This window comes from Elizabethkingia miricola, assembly GCF_001675285.1.
GTDB lineage: Bacteria > Bacteroidota > Bacteroidia > Flavobacteriales > Weeksellaceae > Elizabethkingia > Elizabethkingia miricola.
This window is the reverse complement of the sequence record NZ_LSGQ01000007.1, coordinates 120,781-144,980: the sequence shown is the minus strand read 5'-3', so window position 1 is coordinate 144,980 and position 24,200 is coordinate 120,781. Positions and strand designations below refer to the sequence as shown.

Genomic DNA, 24,200 nt, shown 5'->3' with positions numbered 1-24,200 from the left:
AAAACTTTTATGCCTTTAAAAGCAGTACTTTTTGATATGGATGGTGTTATTGTAGATACTGAACCATTACATCGAAAAGCTTATTTCAAAATGTTTGATGAATTCGGAATTAATGTGAGTGAGGAGCTTTTCACTTCCTTTACCGGAAAAACGACACTGAGTGTTTGCCAGGAACTTATCTCTCTTTTCAATCTGAATCACACGCCACAAGAGCTCGCTGATAAAAAAAGGATAAACTTTAAGTATCTTTTTGATAACGATCCTGATTTTGATCTTATTCCCGGAGTCAGAAATCTTATTGAAAATTACCATCAAAATGGTATAAAAATGATATTAGCCTCCTCAGCCAGTATGAATACTATTAACTGGGTATTTGAAAGATTTGATCTGGAGAAATATTTTGCAGGAAAAATTAGTGGTGCCGATCTGAAACAATCTAAACCTCATCCGGAAATCTTTGAACTGGCAGCCGAAATGTCGGGTGAAGATAAAAACAGCTGTATTGTTATAGAAGATTCCACTAACGGAATACAAGCCGCCTATTCTGCTGATATTTTCTGTGTAGCTTATAAGAGTATACATTCAGAAAATCAAAAGTATGACAAAGCTCAAAAGATTATTTCGGACTATAACGAAATTCTCTATGAAACATCTACAGAATGGTTTAAATAAAAAAAGCTGCCAATTGGCAGCTTTCTTATTTAGTATCCTAATAGTCGTAAAACATCATCAGGTGTTTGTTCTTCACGGAAAACTGAATATGTATAATTTCCGTTCTCGTCTTTATCAATCAGCACATGTTTAGGCTGCGGCATCAGACAGTGGTGAACTCCACCGTACCCACTAATCGTTTCCTGATATGCTCCTGTATTAAAGAAACCAATATATAGAGGTTTCGTATCTGTAAATACAGGCAGGTAAATAGCATTGGTATGCTGTTCTGAATTATAATAATCGTCGGAATCACAAGTAAGTCCTCCTAAGAAAACTCTCTCATAAGTATCATCCCAACGGTTAAGTGGTAACATAATAAAGTGTCTGGAGATCGCCCATGTATCTGGGAGCGTAGTCATAAATGAACTATCAATCATATTCCATTTCTCTCTATCATTCTGACGCTTCTGGCTAATGATCTGATAAAGATTACCTCCACTTTCACCAACAGTAAATGACCCGAACTCTGTATAGATATTTGGTTCTTCTACACCTTCCTCTTCACAGAATTTTTTAATCTGCAATACGATTTCGTTTACCATATATTCGTAATCGTAATCGAAATTTAGAGAAGTCTTGATTGGGAAACCTCCTCCAATATTCAGAGAATCTACTTCCGGTGCAATTTTTTTCAGACGAGCATACACACGAAGACATTTGAACAATTCATTCCAGTAATAAGAAGTATCTTTAATACCCGTATTAATGAAGAAATGCAACATCTTCAGTCTAGCATTAGGGTGTTCCGCAATTTTCTGGCTGTAATACGGAATAATATCTTTATACCCAATACCTAAACGTGAAGTATAGAATTCAAATTTTGGTTCTTCCTCGGAAGCAATACGAATTCCAATATTGAAAGTAGTATCTATACTTTCAGTTAGTTTATCCAATTCACGGTAGTTATCCAGAATCGGAGTAATATTTTCAAATCCTGAGTTAATCAGATCTGCAATTTTCACCAGATAATCATCTGTCTTAAATCCATTGCAGATTACTTCAACATTTTCCTTTACTTTTCCTTTTTCATAAAGTCTTTTAACGATATCTATATCGTAAGCTGAGGAAGTTTCAATGCTGATGTCATTTTTTAATGCTTCTTCTAATACGAAGGCAAAATGACTGGATTTCGTACAATAACAGTAACGGTACTTGTTTTTATATTCATGGGTTTCTATGGCTTCTGCAAACCATTTTTTTGCCCGCTGAATATTTTCAGAGATTTTAGGAAGATAATTAAACTTCAAAGGTGTCCCGAATTTTTCCACCAATTCCATTAAAGGAATTCCGTGAAATTTAAGTTGGTGATTATCCACCTGAAACTCTTCTTGCGGGAAATACAAGGTCTGATCTATAAGTTCAGAATACTTTATTTTCATTCTTTACAATGGGGGTTTAAATAACATAAAATAAAATCGATTTTTCGAGCGACAAAATTGCTAAAAATTAATGGATTTTGAAAGCAGTTTTTTTGAATAGGGAGTTAAAGATTTAGAAGTATGAAAAAAACAAAAAAGAGAAGATGCAAATTCTTCTCTTTTAATCGGTATTTATTTTGTAATGTATTATTTACCAATAAATAGCAATATTGCTCCGTCACTGTAAGAACACGTAAAAGTATCTTCCACAGCAAAGTTACGGGTTCCTATTCTGCCTGTCATATTTAATTCTTCACCAAAGAGAGGCCAGTTAAGCCCTTTTGTTATTACATTCTCCGCAACAGGATAAGGTACCAGTGAAACAATTTTCCCTAATACATTCTGAGCTTCGAATTCATTCGGAATAAAGAAATACTTTGAATATTCATCGTAAAAGGTAATCTCCATTTTATTTCTGAATAAATATGCTACTGTAAGATTTCCAAGGTAGTGATCCTGCTCTCCACCACTTCCACCATAAACATCTACCTCATAAAAACCTTTTTCAAGAATTATTTCTAGAGCTTTGTGAAAATCAGTTTTATTCTGATCCGGTGTATGGATTAGTTTTTCAGAAACGATTTTTTCGTTCTCTTCGTAGGAATCGAAATCCCCAGAAATAAAATCTAACTGATCTAAAGGAAAATTCTTTTCTCTTAAATAATGAAATGCACCATCTGTACATGCAACAAGATCATAATTTCTAATTTCCGGAATATTCTTTGGAGGTTCTCCATTTATGAAGAGTAATGCTTTCATTTACAAATAAAAATTATCTAAGCTTAGTTTTTCAGTTCCAATTATCTTGCATTAGGATTCCAGTATTCCTCCTGCTCGTTATCCAACATGGAAGCATAACGTGCCATAACAAATAAATAATCGGATAAGCGGTTAAGATATTTAATAAGTTCCGGGCGAACTTCTTCGGTTTCATTTAGAAACACCATTCCACGTTCTGCACGTCTGCAGATTGTTCTGGCAGCATGAAGAAATGTGGCAGCTTTTCCACCACCAGGTAAAATAAAAAATTGTAGCGGCTCCAGACTTTCATCCATCTTATCCATCCAAACTTCCAGTTTACTGATATCTTCTTCTTTTATTGTCACAGGTAAGCGAGACTTTCCATTTGCCAGATATACTTTATCTATCGGTGTTGCAGCTTCGGAACCTAAAGTAAAAAGATCATATTGGATTTCTGCAAGCTGTTTCAAACAGTCGCTATCATCAATATGGCTTTTAGCTATTCCGATAAAAGCATTCAGTTCATCTATAGTACCATAAGCATCTACTCTTGCACTGGCTTTGGAAACACGAGTACCTCCATATAGAGCTGTTTCTCCTTTATCTCCTGTTTTCGTATATATTTTAAAAGTCATATTGGTGTTTATTTTTAGCTGGTTAAAATTAATTTATAATCTACTCTACTTGCAAATCTTTTATTCAATACAGATAGTACTAAATCTCCAACCTCAAGGCGCTTACATTTAATGCTGAAAATATTTCTATACATTCTCTTAATACTCACAGAGAACAAAGAAAATATTTTCATAATAATCCGTAATGGTAATTTTAATATTTCATGTAATGGATTAAGCTCTGGAAAGTAATCTTCATAAGTAAGCCCTTCTAATGTTAAATTGAATCTTTTCTCATATTCTTCCAGAAAAAAATCCCAATCCAATTCATAGATACCATAATCCAGATAATATGCATCCGAAAGTTTTGTTTTACCTTTTCTTCTATACCCTAAGTCTTCACTCAATTGTTTTACAGCAAGAATAGCACTTTTAACATCCGAATATTTTGCACAAATAGTTTCCATTCCCTTTACCTTAAGATAACAATAATAACAAATTCACTTTAATAATTTACTCTTTATAAGTCTTTACTAATCGGTCTAGATTAAGGCTTCTTGCAGAAGCATCAAAAATTTCTTTGTAAACACCTTCTTGTTCATAGAGTTGTTCATGAGTTCCACTTTCAACAACGCGGCCTTTTTTCATTACATAAATTTTATCTGAATCCAGGATCTGTGATAATGAATGGGAAATAATAATTACTGTTCTGTTTTCTTTTATAGCATCAAGACTATTTTTAATCTGTTCAGTTGCAATTGCATCAAGACTTGCAGTAGGCTCATCCAGAAAAATAATGGGTGGATCTTTCAGAAATAATCTTGCTATCGCAATTCTTTGTTGCTGTCCTCCGCTTAGTTGTGTAGCATCGTGCTGATAGCTTTCCGGCAGATCCAGAATCTGATCATGGAGATAAGCTTTTTTTGCAGCCTCTTCTATTTGTTCAAAAGATGCATTCATATCACCATACCGGATATTATCTTCTATTGTTCCCTTAAAAATATGATTCTTCTGTAAAACTAATCCTATATGACTTCTTAGGAACTCATTTTCATAGTCATTTAAATTCTTTCCGTCTAAAAGTATTTCTCCTTTGTTAGGTAAATAAAATTTACACAGAAGATTGATTACAGTGCTCTTTCCAGCTCCGCTTAGTCCGACTAAAGCAGTTGTTTTACCAGCTTCAATCTTCATATTAATATCGTATAAAGCACGGGTTCCGTTTGGATAGGAAAAGTCTACATTCTGTAAAACGAAAGTTCCTTTTATCTTTATATCTTCTATACTACCATTAGGTTCCGTTTCATCATCAGCATTTAATATTTCAAAGTAACCTTCAGCATAAATAAGAGCATCATTCATTTCATCATAAATACGATGAAGCTGGCGGATAGGTGCTGATACATTATTAAAAAGCATAATATGCAGCATAATGGCACCTATTGTCATTTTCTGATCCAGAACAAGGTAAACTGTCAAAAGAATAATAAGTACAACCCCTATCTGCTCTAAAAAGGTTTTGAGTCCATCATAAAAGAAATTGGTACGGCGTGTGTACATCTGGCTGTCCATAAGCTGCATCTGGAGATCAAACTGCTTTTTCCCTTCAAATTTTTCACGAACAAAACTTTTAATAACCATAATGGAATTAATCAGATTGAGCAGCCCATTCGTTTTTTGCTCGCGCTGAGTACGCAGCTGCCTTCGGACACCTTGTAATTTCTTGGCCTGCAAAACACTTACATAGAAATAAATGGGTATAATAACAGTCGATACTAGACCTACATACACATTTTGCATGTACATGATGATTAACGCTATAATAGCATTGGAAAATAGAGGCAGAATATCGATAAAGAAATTCTGAACTAAACGCGTTAAACTCTCAATTCCGCGATCAATGCGAATTTGCAATTTTCCACTTTCATGATTTTCGTCGTTATAGTAAGCTATTCTATAGGTTAAAATCTTATCAATAGCTGCCTGAGCCAGATCACTACTAACATTTATTCGGATCTTCTCCCCATAAAACTTTTGTCCAAACTGAATAAAGATATTGGCAAGTTCCTTTCCTAAAAGGATCACACTAATAACAACCAAAACATGAATTCCTTCCTGCATTGGATGGGCAAGGTGCGTTAGTTTGGAAACCTCATCTACTGTATACTTAAGAACAACGGGATTCACCTGAGCTGCTAAAGCACCCAAAAAGGTAAGAATTAACGTCCCATATATCATCAACCTATATGGCTTGATAAATGGGCGCAATTGTTGGTAAATGTGGATAAGATTGAGTGTCCTTGTGAATTTCTTTGCCATAAAATCTTCTAAGCCACTCGAAGATACGGATTAAAACTTTTCGAATCTAAAGTTTTCTCCAAGATATGCCTGACGTACTTCAGGGTCATTTGCAAGATCCTCCGGAATACCTTCTTTCAGGATTTTTCCCTCAAACATAATATAGGTTTTATGGGTAATAGCAAGAGTTTGCTGTACATTGTGGTCAGTGATCAGAATACCAATATTTTTATCCACCAAAGAACGTACAATCTTCTGAATATCTTCTACTGCAATGGGGTCTACCCCTGCAAAAGGCTCATCTAATAGAATAAAGCTTGGATTTGTGGCCAAACATCGTGCAATTTCGGTTCTACGTCGTTCCCCACCTGATAATAAATCACCTCGGTTTTTACGAACATGCTCCAAAGAAAACTCTTCAATTAGTTCATTGCATTTCTTTTTCTGCTCCTGCTTGGATAGTTTAGTCAGCTGCAATACCCCCATAATATTATCTTCGACAGATAACTTTCTGAAGATTGAAGCTTCCTGAGCCAGATAGCCAATTCCTTTCTGAGCTCTACGGTACATAGCATCTGAAGTAATTTCATGGTCGTCCAGCCATATTTTTCCGGAAGTGGGCTTTACCAAACCTACAATCATGTAAAAAGATGTTGTTTTACCTGCACCATTTGGACCTAACAATCCAACAATCTCTCCTTGTCGAACTTCCACAGACACTCCCTTTACTACTTTTTTGGGACCATATTCTTTAATCAGATTTTCTCCGCGTAGAATCATTTGCTATAATTAATTGAACAAAGATAGAGAAAATTGTGATGTTGTCTGTTTGTGAATTCGAGTAATCCTGATTTTATCTCCACTCAGGATAATCTTTATAAAAATGTGGATAAAAAAAACAGACTAAAAGTCTGCTTTTTATTTTCTATTTATCTTTTACTAAATTTTTCAGATAGGCTCCATAACCACTCTTTCCATATTTCTGAGCAGTCTCCAGAAGTTTTTCTTCATTAATAAATCCATTGTGAAAAGCAATTTCTTCAATGCATCCTATTTTAAAGCCCTGACGCTTTTCAATAACACTTACAAATTCTGACGCTTCATGCAAAGAATCGAATGTACCGGTATCCAGCCATGCCGTTCCCCTGTCTAGCACACCGACTTCTAATTTACCTTGTTGTAAATAGATATTATTAACATCTGTAATTTCCAGCTCTCCACGTGGAGAAGGCTTTATATTTTTAGCTATCTCTACAACATTATTGTCATAAAAATATAAGCCGGGTACTGCATAGTTAGATTTAGGTTTCAAGGGCTTTTCCTCAATAGACAAAGCTTTGAAATTATCATCAAACTCAACAACACCATAACGCTCTGGATCTGCCACATGGTATGCAAATACAACACCTCCATCCGGATTGGTTTTATGTTTTAGCATTCTTCCCATTCCATTTCCATAGAAAATGTTATCTCCCAACACTAAAGCGGCAGCATCGTTTCCAATAAACTGCTCACCCAAAACAAATGCCTGGGCTAATCCATCCGGGCTAGGCTGTACCACATATTCGATATTACACCCGATTTGTGATCCGTCTCCTAAGAGCTTTACAAATCCTGCCTGATCGTGTGGAGTTGTAATGATTAGTATATCTTTAATACCCGCTAAAAGCAGTGTTGATAAAGGATAATAAATCATTGGTTTATCATAAACAGGCATTAGCTGTTTACTTACGGCAATCGTCAATGGATATAATCGTGTTCCGGATCCTCCGGCTAGAATAATTCCTTTCATCTAATCTCAGATTTTGTGGATTTGCTTTCTTTTTCTATACCTATGAATATTGATTTTCATAGTATTTTTGGTAATCTCCGGATGTTACATTTTCTAACCACTCCTTATTATCCAAATACCAATCAATTGTTTTAGATAATCCTTCCTCAAATGTAACTGAAGGCTCCCATCCTAAATCCTGATTAAGTTTTGTTGCATCAATTGCATAACGTTTATCGTGACCTGGACGATCTTTAACAAATGTGATAAGTTTTTCAGAATGCCCTTCCGGTTTACCTAATTTAGCATCCAATTGCTTTATAAGTTCTTTCACCAGATCAATATTCTGCCACTCGTTAAAACCTCCTATATTATAAGTTTCTCCGGTTTTTGCTTCATTAAATATCTGATGAATTGCTCTGGCATGATCTATTACATATAACCAATCTCTTGTATATTTTCCATCTCCGTAAATTGGCAATGGCTTTTCATTTAAAATATTAGAAATACACAGTGGAATCAACTTCTCGGGGAAGTGGTTTGGTCCATAATTATTGGAACAGTTAGAAACTATAAATGGCATTCCATAAGTATTGCCATAAGCTCTTACCAAATGATCTGATGCTGCTTTTGAAGCTGAATAAGGTGACTGAGGATCATAAGCCGTTGTTTCTAAAAAGAAACCAGTTTCACCTAAACTTCCATACACTTCGTCTGTAGAAACATGATAAAAAAGATTTATTCGTGGTTCATCCGGAAACCTGCCATGTGTGTGTTCAGGATTTAATGTCCAGAATTCACGACACAAATTCAGTAAGTTTGCTGTTCCTATAACATTTGTATTGATAAATGCATTCGGATCTGTAATACTTCTGTCTACATGACTTTCTGCTGCCAAATGTACTACAGCATCCGGACTATATTTTTCAAAAACCCTTCTTAATTCTTCAGGCTTTGTAATATCCGCTTTTTCGAAAACATAATTAGGAGAGTTTTCAATATCTTTCAGATTTTCAAGATTTCCTGCATATGTTAATGCATCCAAATTGATAATTGTAATCTCAGGATTTTTTTTTACAAATTCTCTTACAACATGAGAACCTATAAAACCCGCTCCTCCGGTGATAATAATATGCTTCATGGTATATTTAGTAATTTTTGTCTTTGAAAGTTGGAGCATTCTGATCTTTTTCTGACAATATCATGTCTACCTCTGCAATTTTCCAGTCAATATTAAGATCAGAATCATTGAATTTAACACTTCCTTCAGATTCTTTGTTATAAAAATTATCACATTTATAGGAAAAAACTGCAGTTTCACTTAGTACCACAAAACCATGGGCAAAACCTCTGGGTACATAAAACTGTAATTTATTTTCTGCAGAAAGCTCCATTCCATACCATTTCCCGAATGTTTCCGAGTTCTCCCGCAGATCTACCGCAACATCCCAAACTCTTCCTTCAAGACACGATACTAATTTTGCCTGAGCATGTTCACCTTTTTGTAAATGTAAACCTCTTAATACTCCATATGAGGATTTTGAAATATTATCCTGAACAAAATGACCGTTTAAACCAGTTAATTCTTCAAATTTGTTTTCGTTATATTTTTCAAAAAAATATCCTCTTTCATCTTCGAAAACAGTAGGTTCAATAATATAACAATCCTTCAAAGGAGTTTTTACTAATTTCATAATTATTTATTAGCCTCCTGCTTTTTAAGTTCTTGTTCGTAAACTGCTTTTTTCAAAGCAGTGCTTGAAAAACGATGATCTCTTTTATTATAATATATTTCTATCCCTTTTTGCTCACAGTAATCTTTTCCGGTAAAGTTTGTATCCCTGTAGTCGTCTCCTATAATACGTACATCTATGACAAAGGACTTTAAGATGTCTAATAAGTCTTCCTCTGTATTATATGGGATAATTTCATCTACTGAACGACATGCTTTTAGCTGAATATAACGTTCCACAATGCTTTGTGTAGGTTTATTTTTATTTGGCCTGTCAAGAGTTGGATCTAATTGCAACCCTACTATAAGATAATCACATACAGTTTTAGCTTCCTCCAACATTTTTATATGTCCAGCATGTAATAAATCAAAAGCGGAAAAAGTAATTCCTATTTTTTGTGTTTTCATTTTTATCTATTATTTTGTAAAATGTAATGAGCAAAAGTACATATTAAATTAAGAAAAGCAAATCGATTTTTTTCTCCTTTTACTCCCGATTATTCTATTTATTCTCCTTAATTACGGTTTCCCGTAATTGTAATTAAGAAAAATGATATACTTTTGGAACAACATCGAATCACAATTTATAAAGCTTTTCCAAAATTATAATAAATTAGGAAAAGCTTTTATTATTAAAATTTTGAAATCTACTAAAAGACTGTATTTCTTCTAATTACTTGGTTAGGTTCAACAGTCTTATTTTCTGTAATATAAGCCTCCCCTCCAATATAAGAATTAGGATATATTGACACAAAATTTTCAATTACAACATCATGGTCTATTGTAGTATTTGCATTAATTATAGCATGCTTTCCAATTTTTGTTCCAGCCTGTAAAACAGCATTTGCAAGAATTACAGTTCCTTCTCCAATTTCTATATTATCTGCCAATATAGCGTTAGGATGAACTAATGTAGCAAACTCATGCATTATCCCTAAGGAGATCTTCTTTCTAATCTCATTATTACCTATGCAAATAATCATTTTTGCCTGTGGAAAAATATGTGGATTATAAACATTTTTTTCATCAAATATTTCCAATACTTTCCCACCTAGTTTTACAATGAGATCCTGAATAACTCTGGAATGGCCTCCATTACCATATAAAACAAATTCCTGCATTTCTTAAAGATTATAAGTCTTTATTAGTTTTTGTTTTATTCCAAGATATATTATACTACCTGAAATTATAATTCCTCCTGATAATAAAAACTGATTGTTTAAAGATAATGTTGTTGCCCATATTACAATGCCACCAATAAACAACTGTATCAATCCATAAATTGCAGACACAATCAATTTATCAGTCTTATTTTCATTGGCTAAGTATTGGTATAAATGACTGCGGTGAGCTTTAAAAATGTTTTCCCGCTTAATTAATCTTCTGATGATTGTCCATATTGCATCTAATCCATATACTGTTAAAAACAACAGGTATATAATATTTCCTGTTTTCATAATAAGCTGACCTAAAAGAAACACAATAATAAATGCAATACTTACACTGCCAACATCTCCTGCAAAACATTTGGCCCGCTGTCTGAAATTAAAAAATCCAAAGACAAGTGTAGCAATAATACTATAGTATATTAAATTTTTATCTATAAAATTTATTCTTTGATTGACTATAGCTAATAGAATCAGAACAACTAAGCTATAACACGCTGTAATCCCATTAATCCCATCCATAAAGTTATAAGCATTAATAATTCCGATAGTTAATACCAATGCTATTAAAGGAATAAACCATGCATAAGAAAAAAGTCCTATCTGCATGAACATTAGTATTACACTTACTAAGTGTATTAGTAACCGAATCTTATTAGACAATGTAAATATATCATCCAAAAAACTTATTAAGGCCATTAGAGTAAGTCCCAGTATAAAATATGGGTATTGAAAACCAGAAACTATAAAAAACAACAATGCTCCAAAATAAAAAATAATCCCACCTCCTCTTAAGGTGACCTGAGTATGTGAACTTCTCTCATTAGGTTTATCTATAATATTGAATTTGTCCGCAATTTTAAAGTAGATAAGTTCCAAAATGAAAAGTATAATGAGAATGATCAGATAATCCATTAATCTTTGTTTTTAAATGATTTGATAGTAATTTTCAGTCCTTCTTCTGCAGTATAAGGCAGTTTATCTATTCCCAATACTGTTTTTATTTTTTCATTAGAAATCAGTAAATCGCCTGTTATTTTTTTCAATCGTTTTGTATTTAATGGAATAGGTAATATATCACCTAAAGTTGCAATTCCCTTTACTATAAATTTGGGTAAACTTATGTTTATTACACTTTTTTTCTCGACTTTACTAATAATAGAAATTATTTTTTTGGTAGAGATTGATTCGTCATCAGAAACATGATAGATCCCAGTAACAATTCTTTCTTTCCGTTTTAAAATTATTTCGATAAAAAAAATAAAATTATTTATACTTATAAATGATCTTTTATTATCAAAAGAGGATAAGGGATAAGGAATTCCCTTGCTAACAAATTTATAAAGCAATTTCAAATTTCCTTTATCGCCAGGTCCATGAACCATTGGCGGGCGCAAAATTATAATTTTTTTATCTTCAGGTAGCTTTTGTTCAAGTAACCACTTTTCGGCTTCTCTTTTAGTCTTCCCATAAATTGATTGAGGATTGCAGACACTCTCTTCTGTCAGTGGTGTAACACTTTCATATTCCTCTATTGCTGCTACTGAACTTATATGTATTAATAGTTTTGCTTTTGAGTTTATATATTCAGAATAAATTTCTTTTACTAATTCAAAATTTGCATAATAATAATCTTTTTCTGTAAAAACACCATTATGATCGTGAGCTTTCCCAATCATATTAATGAATACATCATATTGATTATCTATTATTTTCTTCTTCCAATTCTCATCTCGCAAGCTTATTGTTCTTATATCATAATTATTTGAAAGAGTTGATATAAGATTTTTCCCAATAAATCCTGACCCACCAGCAATTAAAATATTCATGTACTCAATATTTTATTTTCAATAATTCTCCATATATAACTTTGTTCAAAATTTTCTTTAACAAAGTTTCTTCCATTTTCTCCCATTTGTCTGGCTATAGAACGGTTATTTATAAAATATTCAATAGCTTCATATATTTTTACACTTTCAATATCAAAAAATATTCCGGTCTCATTTTCTATAATTGCTTCAGAACAACCTGTTGCTCTTGTTGTAAGTATAGGCAACCCCATAGATGAAGCTTCTAAGATTACAGTCGGAAATCCTTCCCTGTATGATGGTAATATGAATGCATCCATAACAGCATAGTAATCCTCCGTATTTTTTACAAGTCCAGTATGAATAATAGATGAAGTATCTACTATTTTATTCTTAACTTCCTCACTTACGGCATCTCTATCTTCGAACGGACCAACTAATAGCAATCTTGCTTGTGGATATTTATCGGTCACTAAACTCCATGCATTTACAAGATCTTCCGTGCCTTTATCTTTTACGAGTCTTCCGACATAACCTACTACAAAATTAGTATCATCAAGTCCCAGTTTATCCTTTAAATCTCTCTCATTATAATAATTTTCAGGATTAAACCGATTATCACAATCTACACCATTACACGTCCCTCGTCCTAATAAAATATTCTTTTTTTTATTACTTAGATGTTCTCTCTCACTTATTGATTTTATTTCATTACTTACACATACTACTTTCGTTGCAAAAAAGCCTGTCATTTGTTCTATACTCTTCAAGATAAATCTTTTTATCCCTCTAGATGTTTCGAACATAATTCCATGCCTGAAATAAACTCTGTTTTTTAATCCTGCTAAATAAGCTGCCAGCATCGCAATCATTCCTCCTTTAGGAGTATGTCCTACAACAATATCAATTTTATTTTCTCTGATAAATTTTCTTAATAAAAAAATAGCTTTAAGATCCTGTATAGGAGATATTGCTCTATTAATAGGAAGGGGAACTTTTGTAAATTGAAGTTCCTCCGATAAATCAGAGAGTTCTTCCGAGGGAGAACAAGCCACATAAAAGGTATAGTCAGTTTTTCTTCTAAAATAAGTAAACTGCTCACCTATAAAATATGGTAAGGAGAATGAAACCGAAACTACATGAAGTATTCTTTTATCCATTTTTCTTAAATATTACTATATTTTTTTCTTTACAAAAAAATCGATTCCGTATAACATTAAATAAACTCCAATATATATATTATATTTTGCTAACAAAAAGAAAAACTTCCAATGCATTGGAAAATAAGATAAATTAAGCTCCGCAAATGAAGCTCTATATATAGGATCATTCAAAATGAACTTAATTTTTTTTAGCTGAGTATAAAAATTGTTTTTATTTTTCAACTCATTTAACCCTAATCCTATTATACTTAAGCATATGCGGTTATTAAATGCCTCATTAAAATCTTTATCATTTTCCAGATAGTTATTCTTTAAAATAGAAAACAATGATTTCCACTGATTAAACAACTGTGGTTTATAAGTTGAAGTAATTGATTCTCCGTTAGTTTTTCTATAATAATAAAGAGGTTCATTTAAGATGAGTATATCTCCTTTTATATTATTACAATAATCCAAATTAAACATTAAATCTTCATTAGTACCTATCTTCTTTAATGAAATGAACCTAATTTTATAATCTTTAATGATCTTTGATTTGTAAAGTTTAGCTACAGGAATAACAAATGAATCTGCTTGGGAAGGATCCGATAACTCTTCTTTAATCATTCCTATAAGTTTTCTTTTAAATACCTTATTGGGTATAACTCCGGATACATTTAACAATCTGGGAACAAATTTGTCTACATAACTTCTTGTATAAGAACATTGAACAAGGTCCAAATAATCTGTTGAATGGGAAAGTAATGTTTCAATCATTTTAATGTCTATCCAATCATCACTATCAACAAACATTATATATTCTCCCTGCGCAAGTTCTATACCTTTATTTCTGGCTTCCGAAACACCGCCATTCTGTACAGCAACAACTTTTAATCTTTCGTCTGTCTTTGCATATTCTTGAAGAATTATCAAACTATTATCCGTACTTCCGTCATCAATTGTTATTATTTCAATTTTTGAATATGTCTGATTAATCAGACTATCCAGACACTGACTAATAAATTTTTCAACATTATAAACAGGAATAATAACAGAAATTAAAGGATTTTCCATTTTCTAAATTTTTGATAATATATTATTAAAATCATCCTTCAAGTCTTTGATAACAATATCTTTTTGATGATTACGAACTCCACAATCCCATGCTTTTTCCGCATATTCTTGTAATGTTTGCCTATTAATTAATAAATATTCTAATTCTTGCTGAAGTAAATCTATATCTGAAATACAGATTGCTGCATTTTCAGATTTCAAATAAAGATAAGGAGAGCTTTCCTTCCAACATATAGCCATTACACATCGATATGCATTCAGTAAATCTATTATTTTGGTAGAAAAAGACAATCTTGTTTCTAGCCGAGGTTTTAGGTCAAATGACTCTACATGCAATAATATATCCGATTCTTTATATTTTTCATGAAGTTCAGGCATAGTAATTTTACCATTCAAAAAACTACTTCTGCCATCATGTAATAAGCTTTTTGTTTTATCATCAACATAACTTTGTGTGTATATATTGAGTATAATTTTAACCGAATCTTTATTTATTTTTTGAATAGCGCTTGCTAAAGCACCTAATGTTTTTTGTCTGTTACTAATTAAATTACCACCATATGTTATTACAAGTGGTTCGTTTAAATTAATTCTCGGAAGAGGTTTTACAGTAAAGTCTCCTGTTTTCTTTAATACCTTCATTGGAATTTTCAACACATCTTCATACTCCTCTTTTTGTTCATTTGTCATTGTATAAAGCAACGAGTAGTATTTGGCAGTTTTAATTACATTTCTTCTTAACATAAAACGATTGAACCAATAAATTGGTGACAGAGAAAACTGCCGATAAGTTAAGTGATCGTCAGATACATAAGAAATTACTTTTTTCCCGGTAAGTTTTGCTACATATCTATCTATTCTATGAATAAAAAGACTGTAATACATAGGAGCAAAAATTATATCCGGATTATATTCCCTAATAAATTGCTCTAATTCTGGTGTTTTCCATTTAGAGAGCCGCCATATTACATCCTGGATAGTATGAAAAATAGCAAAATTCAATCTTTTTAATTTGGTTAAAGCAGATACTTCCAGGCTAATATTTTTCTCCTGCGATTTAATATCCGTATTATATGTAAGCAGTTCTAATCTATTTCCGAACGGTTTTCTGGTTAAAAAAGATTTAATCACCTCTGCTTCTGAGATATGATAATATCTCTTACAAACAGAATTATTGGGCATTTGTGGATTTGTATAAATCTGAGCAAATTCAAACTCATCCATTAACGGAGTAAAAAGATTTGTTAGAACATTTCCACCATTACTTTCATCACGCCAGGCCTCACCCGAAATAATTAAAACTCTTTTCTTTTCTAGCATAAATCTTATGAAATTTTCTTTAAAATTGTAACCTTATTAAATAGCTTATGGAATAAATACAATATTACAGATGCATTTTTTAATCCTGCATAATTTATCAATATTTTACTCAATTTAGCTTTTGTTCCTCCTACAAATTCAAGTAAATCCAAATGTTGAAGCAGGCGAGGTTTCAGTCTTTGCTGATCAGCTTTTTCGAGTTTGGAATAGATAATATAGGTTGTAATATACTGGTAGGACAAATAAGACAATAAGTATTTATTGTAAGCAGATAAATTAGATTTCAAAACAGGTTTCCATTTATCTACCGATACTAATATATCATCAATACTTTTTGCATTTGATGAATTAACTATAGACCCTTCTCTCCCCCTTAAATACATATAGAATGCATCTGTTATACAATCTATTTTTTCAGCATGAAAAAATACATTAATTAACCAGTCAATATCCTCAGACTTAATACCTTTTATAAAAAATAAATTATTTTTCAATAAAAATTCTTTATTGATTGCGACTACCCATGCAGAACCTGGAAATTCTCCTGTTTCAAAAAGGGATTTTATAGCATTATCTCGTGATTTTCTTATTTCATTAGTGTTATAATCTCCTCGTGATTTTCTCTTACTTCCATTATTTTCACTAACATCATAGGTTCCATACAGAATAATATCTGGCTGAAGAGCTAATTGTACTCTGGAAATAAGATTATTAAGAAAATCTTTTCCTTCCCAGTAATCATCACTATCCAAAAACATAATATATTCTCCCGAGGCCGCTTTTATTCCGATATTCCTGGCATCAGACAGTCCTCCGTTTTCTTTATGTATAACCTTAATCCTTGAATCCGTCAGAGCTAATTCATCACATATTTCAGGACAATTATCTGGTGATCCATCATCAACTAAAATAAGTTCTATAGATGTATAATTTTGCTGTAATACACTTTGTACACATTTGCGTATATATTTTTCTACTTTATAAATCGGTATAATTATACTAATGAGGTCTTTCATATTATAACTGACTGGCTATAAACGCCCTTTAAATAATTTTTTGATCATATTTTTTTCCTCACCTTTCATTCCATAAAACCATTGTCCTAAAATAAATAATATGGATAAGAAAACTCCCTTGAAAATAAAAGATAACCATAAGTTTTCGAATCTAATGTTTTTATTTATAAAAAAACCAATAAGCAAAATTATTATCCATAAAAACAACTGCCTACCAAATACTTCTTTATAAAACCTTGGTATATCTAATTTTATTTTTTTCCAATAAATATAATTCATCCCTATTACATGGCACAACATGACTCCTACGAAAATTCCGATGGCACTGCCTATAGCTCCATACAAAGAGCTTAGGTAGTATGAAATAATAAAACTTATTATAGAAGCAGTTAAAAATAATATTGCTCTATATTTTAGTTCATTAATTACAAACAGATAAGTATATGCTACTTCCTGAGTAATTGTTATAATACTTGGCAGTATTAAAAATAATATAACATAATAAGACGCAGAAAAACCATTTCCCATCCATAATAAAATAAAATCTTTTCCTAATACAATTAGACCAATAAAGAAAAGACCCATAATTAAAAGTTGTATACGTCCAACTTTTATCATCAAATTAGTAATTTCAGTTTTATTATCATCTTTCTTTTCTAATCTGGAAATTTCTGGTAAAAACAATCCGTTCAGTGCATGTGCCAACGTCCATATATAACCTTCAATAACAACTCCAATGGAGAAAATCGCAATTTGTTCGGTTCCTGATACCATTCCCAAAACAGTTGGAGATATGTTCACTAAAAGTCTCTGAGCAATTCCGATAACCGATACCCAGAATGAAAATTTGAATAGTTCTTTTAAGAGTTGCCGATCTTTATATGAAAAGTTAATTCTAATTTGCAACCAATTATAAGAGATAATTAATTTTATTGATATAACAATAATTGTAACTAACGCATTTATAAGTACCAATGCATACAACTTATATCCTAAAAAGAGGAAAACAATCATCAAAGCAACTGTTCCCAATTTGTTAAGCAAGTCTAGTTTCTTAAGCACAGAGAACTTCTCATATGCAATAAATATACTATCCAGGGGTAAAAAAGTAAAAGAAAGTAAGCTGTAAAAACCTACTATTACATATATATTTTTAAACTTTACAATCTCTTCCTGTGTTAGTTTAACAAATATTTGATCAGAAAAAAAATATACAATTATTAAAATAATAATGATTAAAAAATTAAGGATTAGATATACCTTACCTACCAATCCTAAGAGATTTTTAATCTCATTTATTTTATTTTCGATCTTATATTTTGCTAAATATCTGGCTATCGTCTGACTCAGCCCAAAATCCATTACAAAATAGGAAAGAAAACTTGTTGCCAAAATATACAGTCCATAATCAGATTTTCCTATTGTACGGATCATCCAAGGAGTATATAAAAAACCAATAACAATATTTATAAATATTGTTGCATATGATATTATAGCTCCTTTTTTTATTTGTGAGCTCATCTTATTCCTAATAAGGTATTATATAAATTTCCACCATACTTTATTTTAGAGAAAACAAGTTCCCCAAGATATAGCAAAATACTTATAAGAAAAGTTAAAAGTATTGGCGTACAAATTTCAAATAAAAGATTATGGGGGACTATTCTTTTTATTGGAAAAAATAAAAAGTGAATCAAATAAATACTAAATGAATATTTTGAAACCATTAGTATCATTTTATTATTAAATACTTTATATGAAGATATTAATAATAAAACCCCTCCTCCCAAGATTTCCAATCCAAATGCATATTTAGAAAAATATCCAGCATAATTACTCTCTATTGTCAGTGTAATGTAGGTGATAATTCCTATGGATAATAATATTATTATATATGTATATTTTTTTAGTGCAGTAATAACATTATACAAATGTCCTTTTGCAAGCATTCCCAGACTAAAAAAACCAATCCAATTAAATATATTCAAATAGCTATAGATATTATAGTGGTTAAGATATGTTATTGCTAATGAAACTATATTTAATAAAATGAGTACTATTAGAATGTATTTATTTCTTAATAAACTAATACTAAATAATAGAAATAAAAATATTAATACCGACAGATAATATAGATATGTTCCAATACCTGCAATCCACATAATCCATTCTGCTATATCAAAATGTTTTTTAGTTACTAGGTATACAATTGTACCAGTAAAAACCCAAGGGACTAAAATACCTTTGATTTTATTTTTAAAAAAAATTAAAAATCCATATTTTTCAATATTATAAAAGTATCCTGATAAAAAGAAGAAACACGGAACCCCAAAAGTTCCGACTCTTTGTAACAATCGACTCCACATAGAAAAATCATCTGAAATGTAATGTGCTATAACAACGGATACAATTGCAAAAAACTTACTTATTTCTAAATTATTATTTTTCATCTATTAATTATGCGATATATAATCCCTTCAATTCTTCTCATAAATCTTTTAACAGGATAATCTATAGCCAGAATTCTATTTACATCTTTTTTATATTGTACTATTTCAGTAATATATTTAGGATGCCTTAATGGAAAATTAAGTTCGAAAGTCTTCATATACAATATTTTTCTTATTGCTTTAGGCAAAAGCTTTAGATTATTTGTTGCATGTGTACTATTTTCCCCAATTCCAATATTAGAAATCATATTCTTATGAGGAATAATATTCATCATAGAATTTATAATAACAGAAGATCCTAATATAGTTTCATAGTGTGCTTTTCCTGTATTTCGATGCTGCATAGAAGTATTCACCAATTGCTGATACTCTCCTTTTGACAAATTCCGTTGAAGATTTTGTAGTAGCTTTTCATCATCTAACCAAGTATAATGTTCGTCCCATATATCTACATTTCTCTTCCATGTAGCCCATCCCCAAATTGAACCTGATTTTGCAAAGAAATAAGAATCATCATTATAATTTGTTTCTCCAAGGGTATTCATACCACAGATAATTCCTATTCGTTTATCATCTTTGTATTTTTCTAACAACTCTTTGCAAAATGGGAAAAAACTTTGTGATGGTACGTCATCATCTTCTAATACAATACCATATTCTTCATTTTCAAACATCCATTTTTGGGAAATAAATTCAGATGGATCACAACCAAAATTTTCTTCTTGATATTTATAGAAAACTTGGCAATCCCAATCTATATCTGCAACAACTTCTCTACATTTTTTTACATTCTCTACATCATCCGGTCTATTAGGTCTGGCTCCATCCTGATAAAGATATAATTTAGATGGTCTTGCTTCTTTTATTGCGTCAAATACCTGTTTTGTTTTCTCTGGTCTACAAAAAAAAATTAGTAATACCGGTATATCTATTTTATAATTCTTTATTTCCATAATTATTCTCTATATTTCTTTATTTTAGCAGGAATTCCAACAGCTATACCATTAGAATCAATTTTACTATTCACCATGCTCATTGCTCCGATTACAGCTCCTTTCTCTATTTTACTTCCTTTTAATATTTTGCATCCAGCTGCAATCCATACATCATCCTCTATTATAATACCCTCTTCATCAAAATCCAATGGTTGTTCTCTAATGAGACGATCTTTTCCTGTTGAGTGATTACTATCTATAATATAACAATAAGCTGCAATAGAAGTATTACTTCCTATAAACACTCGTTTTTTTGAAAAAATTACAGTTCCAATGCCTATGTCTACATTATCTCCGATAATGATTTCTCCATCTCCCCAAAAATAAACATTAGGATATATTGAAACATTTTTTCCTATTTTTATATTTGTTGCATTTATGTATACTTTGCCATAAATATTAACCGTTTTTTCATCAGAATTTATTTTATTAAGAAAAATAAATTTTCTAATAAGCATTAACAGCTTGCTATATATTCTATATAATAACATCATAATATTAATTTATCTATATCATTAATGAATAATCTTTGAACCTCACTCAATTCGTTTCTAATTATATCTGATGGTATAAACTTCATTTGCATGATTGTTTGTGCTATTTGCTCGGGTTCATCTTTAGTGTAAAAGTTTACCATATGATTTATTTTGGATTCTCTTACACATTTAATATCTCCACTTACAACATTTAATCCTAATCCTAAATAATTAATAATTTTGCTTGGAAAAGAGGTATCAAGATAACTTCCTTCCATTTTTTGTGTACTAAGACCTATATGACACCTTTGAGCATATTTAATATAATCAGTTCCGGTCATTAATCCATCGTAAAAAACTTTGCAATCAGAAATGCTATTATGTTTTCTAATCTCATTTTGTAGCTCATCAATATTACCACTTCCGATAATATGAAGAACATACTGATCATTTAAATATTTTGCGGCTTCTAATGCATTAAAAGCTCCCCTTTTGTCATAATCTATAATACCCGCGTACAATAAATGTATTTTACCATCTGTATATTGGTCTATTATTTTTTCATATACATGATAATTTCCATAAAAAACAATATATGGTTTTGTATTGATAATTTTGGCAGCTAAAAGATCATTAGACAAAATAAAATAGTCAGCATTATTAAATGCATAGTATTCGAGCTTCTTAACAAGAGGATTCATTTTTTTAACATCACTATAGATTTCCTCTACTTCTAATATTACTTTAAATCTTTTAATTTTCTTTGCAATAAATACCGGGAGCACCAGCCATGGGGTATGATATAATATAATTTTTTCTCCTTTGGAAATATTAAACAAACAATAAAAGAAGCACCAAAATATACTTGTCAATATTGATAAGAATACAAGGAATTTATTATTCGGAGAAAAAGTGGGTGAAAAAACAATATCATAATTAGAATAATTATATATTTTTTCTCTAATATATAATTCCTTTTGTCTTTTTATAGCCCATGATGGTGAAACAAGCTTTGTAAAATACCCAATATTGGAAAGTATATCTATTAAAAAATTAATTTTAGACATAGCGGCTACAGCTCCCACACGGGCCTCCATGTCGTTATAATAAAAACTTATATATTTTATTTCCTTTTTCATATTACCTTTGAAAATAGTGCTTATTCAGCCTCATATCATCCCAGAAATAACCATATTGAAACTCGGAATTCGATTTCATATATAAAATAACCAAGAGAATAATAGATACTATCTTTAAATCTTTAGATAATTTTACTGAAATAGGCGAAAAGCTGTTGAGTATTTCAGGAATAACCACTAATAAATAAATTGAAAAGTACATAATAATCCTTATCAAACTAGGATTAATCCATGAAAGTGGAAGAAGTACCAAGCACAAAGCTAATGCACTAAAGAAGAATGATGAATTTATATTATTCTGAATAAAAAAATTTCTTTTCCAATAAGTTAGTATAGAGACTAATAAAAATAGTAATGTGAATGTTAATGTTCCAGCCCCTTCATATTCACTATACGAATCACTTCCTATTATTACCTGAAATACAGCTAACATCTGCCCTTTAAAACTCATAGCTATTGGAAATAGGAAAAGTGCAAACAAAAACAAGTATTTGCCTAGCCTTTTAAATCTATTTACAGCATAAAAGAGTATAAAAATTATAGCAGATTTATGTATAGTAAATGCAATAAATACTAATAATAGAAATTTAAATATGTTTTTTGATTTAATATAAGGTATAGCAAACATAACAATAGCCATAGCTATTGTTTGCCTAATTCCGGTAATTGAGTAAAAAGAGAAATACAGTGCACTGTAGATGGTATAGGCAACAACTATATCTGATAATTTTCTTGTATTATTTAAAATAAATTTCCCCAGACTAATAAAAAAAAGAATAGCAACTAGAAAAAGGAAAATTCTAAAATTGCCCCCCAATATATCTGAGAAAAACTTTTCCATAAATATATATCCAAAATCACTTCCAATAGAACCATTATAATAATTGAGAAAATTAGAAAATACTTCTGAATATGTGTATTTATTATTTGCTGCAATAAACGCTGTATAATAACCATATGTGTCATCACCTACAGCCAAATTTCTAAGTGCAGATTGCAATATAAGCAATATTGATACAATACCTACATATTGTTTTTTTCTTTTGTAGGTATTTCTATCTGGGAGTCTAAAAAAAACACTCCCAATAAAAACATAAATAATAATTATTATTACATTATTAATCATTCTCTATACCAATCAATTGTTTTATTAATATTTTTATTAATATCAAAGTTTTCTAATACTCTTTCCCGGCAATCTAATGATGTAAAAATTACTTCTTTGTTTTTAATTTTCAAAATACTCTTTTTTATAGACTCTATATTTCGATCTTCCACTACTATACCTGTTTTAGAATCTATAATTTCAGGGCAAGCTGTAGAATTATATACAATAGCGGGTGTCCCACAACTTAGTGCCTCGGCTATAACCTTACCAAAAGTATCTTCTGATGATAAGTGTAGATATACATCAGAAAAACTATATAATTGGGCCAATGAATCTTTATCCCCAATATAATTTATTGATATTACATTATCCGGAATATTAACATTGCCAATAACAACACCAATCATAATTATCTGAATATCTTCTCCTTGTAAAGAATTAGCAAGAGATAGTAGATCTTGTAACTTACTATTATCAATAGACCACGATGCGCTTACGCATAAAACAGTAAATTTTCCGGACTGAATTTGATAATTTTCAACAATATCTGAACCATACTTGGGACTAAATGTATTATGGTCTACCCAATTATAAATTCTTCGAATTTTATTTTTCTTAAAAAAAGATTTTTCAACCTGATGTTTTAACCAATCTGAGACAGTAATAATTTTCAGATCAGGTACAGATAAGAATCTTTTGTATTTATCTTCAAACATCTCAAAAGATTTATCAAAAAAAATGCTTGGTGGGTATTCTTTAATTTGTGGGCATTTTTGACAATGAGATTGCCACTTATAACAACCTACAGAAGTATAGTGAGCACATTTTCCTGTAAAAGGCCAACAGTCGTGGAATGTCCAAAATACTTTGCCACTAAAATCTTTAAGATATTCGAATAGAATATCAAGATTCAAATAATTTCCATGCAGGTTATGTAAATGTATAACATCTGGTTTGTATACCTTAATAAAATTGATTAATTTTTTTGTTCCGGTTTTAGTAAAGTATCCTTGTTTACCAAATATTCTTGATCCTAGATTATGTAGATGATTTTCTAATACAGTGCCAATTTTGTAACTATTCCTATATGAAGTCGTTCCCTGCCCATAGGCGATAAAACATTCATTCCCTTCATTTTCCAATGCATTCGCAATATCCGTGCAAATACTTCCCGTACTTCCATAACCACACACGGTATTAATCATCAAAACTTTCATT

25 protein-coding genes are annotated in these 24,200 nt (G+C 30.9%); 1 reads left to right on the top strand and 24 read right to left on the bottom strand.

Going from position 1 to position 24,200, the window contains the following annotated elements; genetic code table 11:
* The first annotated feature begins 9 nt into the window (after nt 1-9).
* A complete protein-coding gene (locus tag ATE49_RS08900; RefSeq protein ID WP_065081886.1) occupies nt 10-672 on the top strand; it encodes an HAD family hydrolase in 663 nt (220 codons plus the stop codon).
* A 29-nt stretch (nt 673-701) separates the two neighbouring features.
* Here the strand turns inward: ATE49_RS08900 and ATE49_RS08895 are convergent, their stop codons facing one another.
* From ATE49_RS08895 to ATE49_RS08780, 24 genes are all read right to left on the bottom strand, one after another.
* Nucleotides 702-2,093, bottom strand: a complete 1,392-nt coding sequence (locus ATE49_RS08895; RefSeq protein ID WP_034866478.1) for a type III PLP-dependent enzyme domain-containing protein — start codon at nt 2,091-2,093, stop codon at nt 702-704.
* 186 nt (nt 2,094-2,279) lie between these two features.
* Nucleotides 2,280-2,891, bottom strand: a complete 612-nt coding sequence (locus ATE49_RS08890) for a thiamine diphosphokinase (RefSeq protein ID WP_065081885.1) — start codon at nt 2,889-2,891, stop codon at nt 2,280-2,282.
* A 41-nt stretch (nt 2,892-2,932) separates the two neighbouring features.
* Nucleotides 2,933-3,508: a cob(I)yrinic acid a,c-diamide adenosyltransferase gene (locus ATE49_RS08885; RefSeq protein WP_059325296.1), complete on the bottom strand. Its 576-nt coding sequence runs from the start codon at nt 3,506-3,508 to the stop codon at nt 2,933-2,935.
* 14 nt (nt 3,509-3,522) lie between these two features.
* Nucleotides 3,523-3,954 (bottom strand): DUF1493 family protein, encoded by a 432-nt coding sequence (locus tag ATE49_RS08880; protein WP_065081884.1) that lies wholly within the window; start codon nt 3,952-3,954, stop codon nt 3,523-3,525.
* Nucleotides 3,955-4,000: 46 nt separating this feature from the next.
* Nucleotides 4,001-5,725, bottom strand: coding sequence for an ABC transporter ATP-binding protein (locus ATE49_RS08875; protein ID WP_065081883.1), 1,725 nt, complete (start codon nt 5,723-5,725; stop codon nt 4,001-4,003).
* Between the two features lie 111 nt (nt 5,726-5,836).
* On the bottom strand, nt 5,837-6,565 hold the full coding sequence (lptB, locus tag ATE49_RS08870) for an LPS export ABC transporter ATP-binding protein (protein WP_009087046.1): 729 nt from the start codon (nt 6,563-6,565) through the stop codon (nt 5,837-5,839).
* Nucleotides 6,566-6,710: 145 nt separating this feature from the next.
* Nucleotides 6,711-7,577, bottom strand: coding sequence for a glucose-1-phosphate thymidylyltransferase RfbA (gene rfbA, locus ATE49_RS08865; protein WP_065081882.1), 867 nt, complete (start codon nt 7,575-7,577; stop codon nt 6,711-6,713).
* A 40-nt stretch (nt 7,578-7,617) separates the two neighbouring features.
* Nucleotides 7,618-8,697 carry a dTDP-glucose 4,6-dehydratase gene (rfbB, locus tag ATE49_RS08860; protein WP_065082010.1) on the bottom strand — a complete coding sequence of 360 codons (1,080 nt, stop codon included), beginning with the start codon at nt 8,695-8,697 and terminating at the stop codon, nt 7,618-7,620.
* Between the two features lie 7 nt (nt 8,698-8,704).
* On the bottom strand, nt 8,705-9,250 hold the full coding sequence (gene rfbC / locus ATE49_RS08855) for a dTDP-4-dehydrorhamnose 3,5-epimerase (protein ID WP_065081881.1): 546 nt from the start codon (nt 9,248-9,250) through the stop codon (nt 8,705-8,707).
* A 2-nt stretch (nt 9,251-9,252) separates the two neighbouring features.
* Nucleotides 9,253-9,696: an adenylyltransferase/cytidyltransferase family protein gene (locus tag ATE49_RS08850; protein ID WP_034845531.1), complete on the bottom strand. Its 444-nt coding sequence runs from the start codon at nt 9,694-9,696 to the stop codon at nt 9,253-9,255.
* A gap of 242 nt (nt 9,697-9,938) precedes the next feature.
* On the bottom strand, nt 9,939-10,409 hold the full coding sequence (locus ATE49_RS08845) for a PglD-related sugar-binding protein (RefSeq protein WP_065081880.1): 471 nt from the start codon (nt 10,407-10,409) through the stop codon (nt 9,939-9,941).
* Between the two features lie 3 nt (nt 10,410-10,412).
* Complete coding sequence (locus ATE49_RS08840) at nt 10,413-11,369, bottom strand: MraY family glycosyltransferase (protein WP_065081879.1); 957 nt, start codon at nt 11,367-11,369, stop codon at nt 10,413-10,415.
* Nucleotides 11,369-12,283, bottom strand: coding sequence for an NAD-dependent epimerase/dehydratase family protein (locus tag ATE49_RS08835; RefSeq protein ID WP_065081878.1), 915 nt, complete (start codon nt 12,281-12,283; stop codon nt 11,369-11,371). The genes ATE49_RS08840 and ATE49_RS08835 overlap by 1 nt, the downstream gene beginning before the upstream one ends.
* Nucleotides 12,280-13,422: a glycosyltransferase family 4 protein gene (locus ATE49_RS08830; RefSeq protein ID WP_065081877.1), complete on the bottom strand. Its 1,143-nt coding sequence runs from the start codon at nt 13,420-13,422 to the stop codon at nt 12,280-12,282. The genes ATE49_RS08835 and ATE49_RS08830 overlap by 4 nt, the downstream gene beginning before the upstream one ends.
* 15 nt (nt 13,423-13,437) lie before the next feature.
* Nucleotides 13,438-14,478, bottom strand: a complete 1,041-nt coding sequence (locus ATE49_RS08825; RefSeq protein ID WP_065081876.1) for a glycosyltransferase family 2 protein — start codon at nt 14,476-14,478, stop codon at nt 13,438-13,440.
* Between the two features lie 3 nt (nt 14,479-14,481).
* A complete protein-coding gene (locus tag ATE49_RS08820) occupies nt 14,482-15,798 on the bottom strand; it encodes a hypothetical protein (RefSeq protein WP_065081875.1) in 1,317 nt (438 codons plus the stop codon).
* Nucleotides 15,799-15,803: 5 nt separating this feature from the next.
* Nucleotides 15,804-16,814, bottom strand: a complete 1,011-nt coding sequence (locus ATE49_RS08815; protein ID WP_065081874.1) for a glycosyltransferase family 2 protein — start codon at nt 16,812-16,814, stop codon at nt 15,804-15,806.
* 15 nt (nt 16,815-16,829) lie between these two features.
* Nucleotides 16,830-18,335, bottom strand: coding sequence for a lipopolysaccharide biosynthesis protein (locus ATE49_RS08810; RefSeq protein WP_065081873.1), 1,506 nt, complete (start codon nt 18,333-18,335; stop codon nt 16,830-16,832).
* Nucleotides 18,332-19,264, bottom strand: coding sequence for an acyltransferase family protein (locus tag ATE49_RS08805; protein WP_065081872.1), 933 nt, complete (start codon nt 19,262-19,264; stop codon nt 18,332-18,334). Before ATE49_RS08805 ends, ATE49_RS08810 begins: the two co-directional genes overlap by 4 nt.
* A complete protein-coding gene (locus ATE49_RS08800) occupies nt 19,261-20,217 on the bottom strand; it encodes a hemolysin activation protein (RefSeq protein WP_065081871.1) in 957 nt (318 codons plus the stop codon). Before ATE49_RS08800 ends, ATE49_RS08805 begins: the two co-directional genes overlap by 4 nt.
* Before the next feature lie 2 nt (nt 20,218-20,219).
* Nucleotides 20,220-20,753 (bottom strand): acyltransferase, encoded by a 534-nt coding sequence (locus tag ATE49_RS08795; protein ID WP_081278445.1) that lies wholly within the window; start codon nt 20,751-20,753, stop codon nt 20,220-20,222.
* Nucleotides 20,750-21,874 (bottom strand): glycosyltransferase, encoded by a 1,125-nt coding sequence (locus ATE49_RS08790; RefSeq protein WP_065081869.1) that lies wholly within the window; start codon nt 21,872-21,874, stop codon nt 20,750-20,752. The genes ATE49_RS08795 and ATE49_RS08790 overlap by 4 nt, the downstream gene beginning before the upstream one ends.
* A gap of 1 nt (nt 21,875) precedes the next feature.
* Nucleotides 21,876-23,000: an EpsG family protein gene (locus ATE49_RS08785; protein ID WP_065081868.1), complete on the bottom strand. Its 1,125-nt coding sequence runs from the start codon at nt 22,998-23,000 to the stop codon at nt 21,876-21,878.
* On the bottom strand, nt 22,997-24,199 hold the full coding sequence (locus tag ATE49_RS08780; RefSeq protein ID WP_065081867.1) for a glycosyltransferase: 1,203 nt from the start codon (nt 24,197-24,199) through the stop codon (nt 22,997-22,999). Before ATE49_RS08780 ends, ATE49_RS08785 begins: the two co-directional genes overlap by 4 nt.
* Between the last annotated feature and the right edge of the window lies 1 nt (nt 24,200).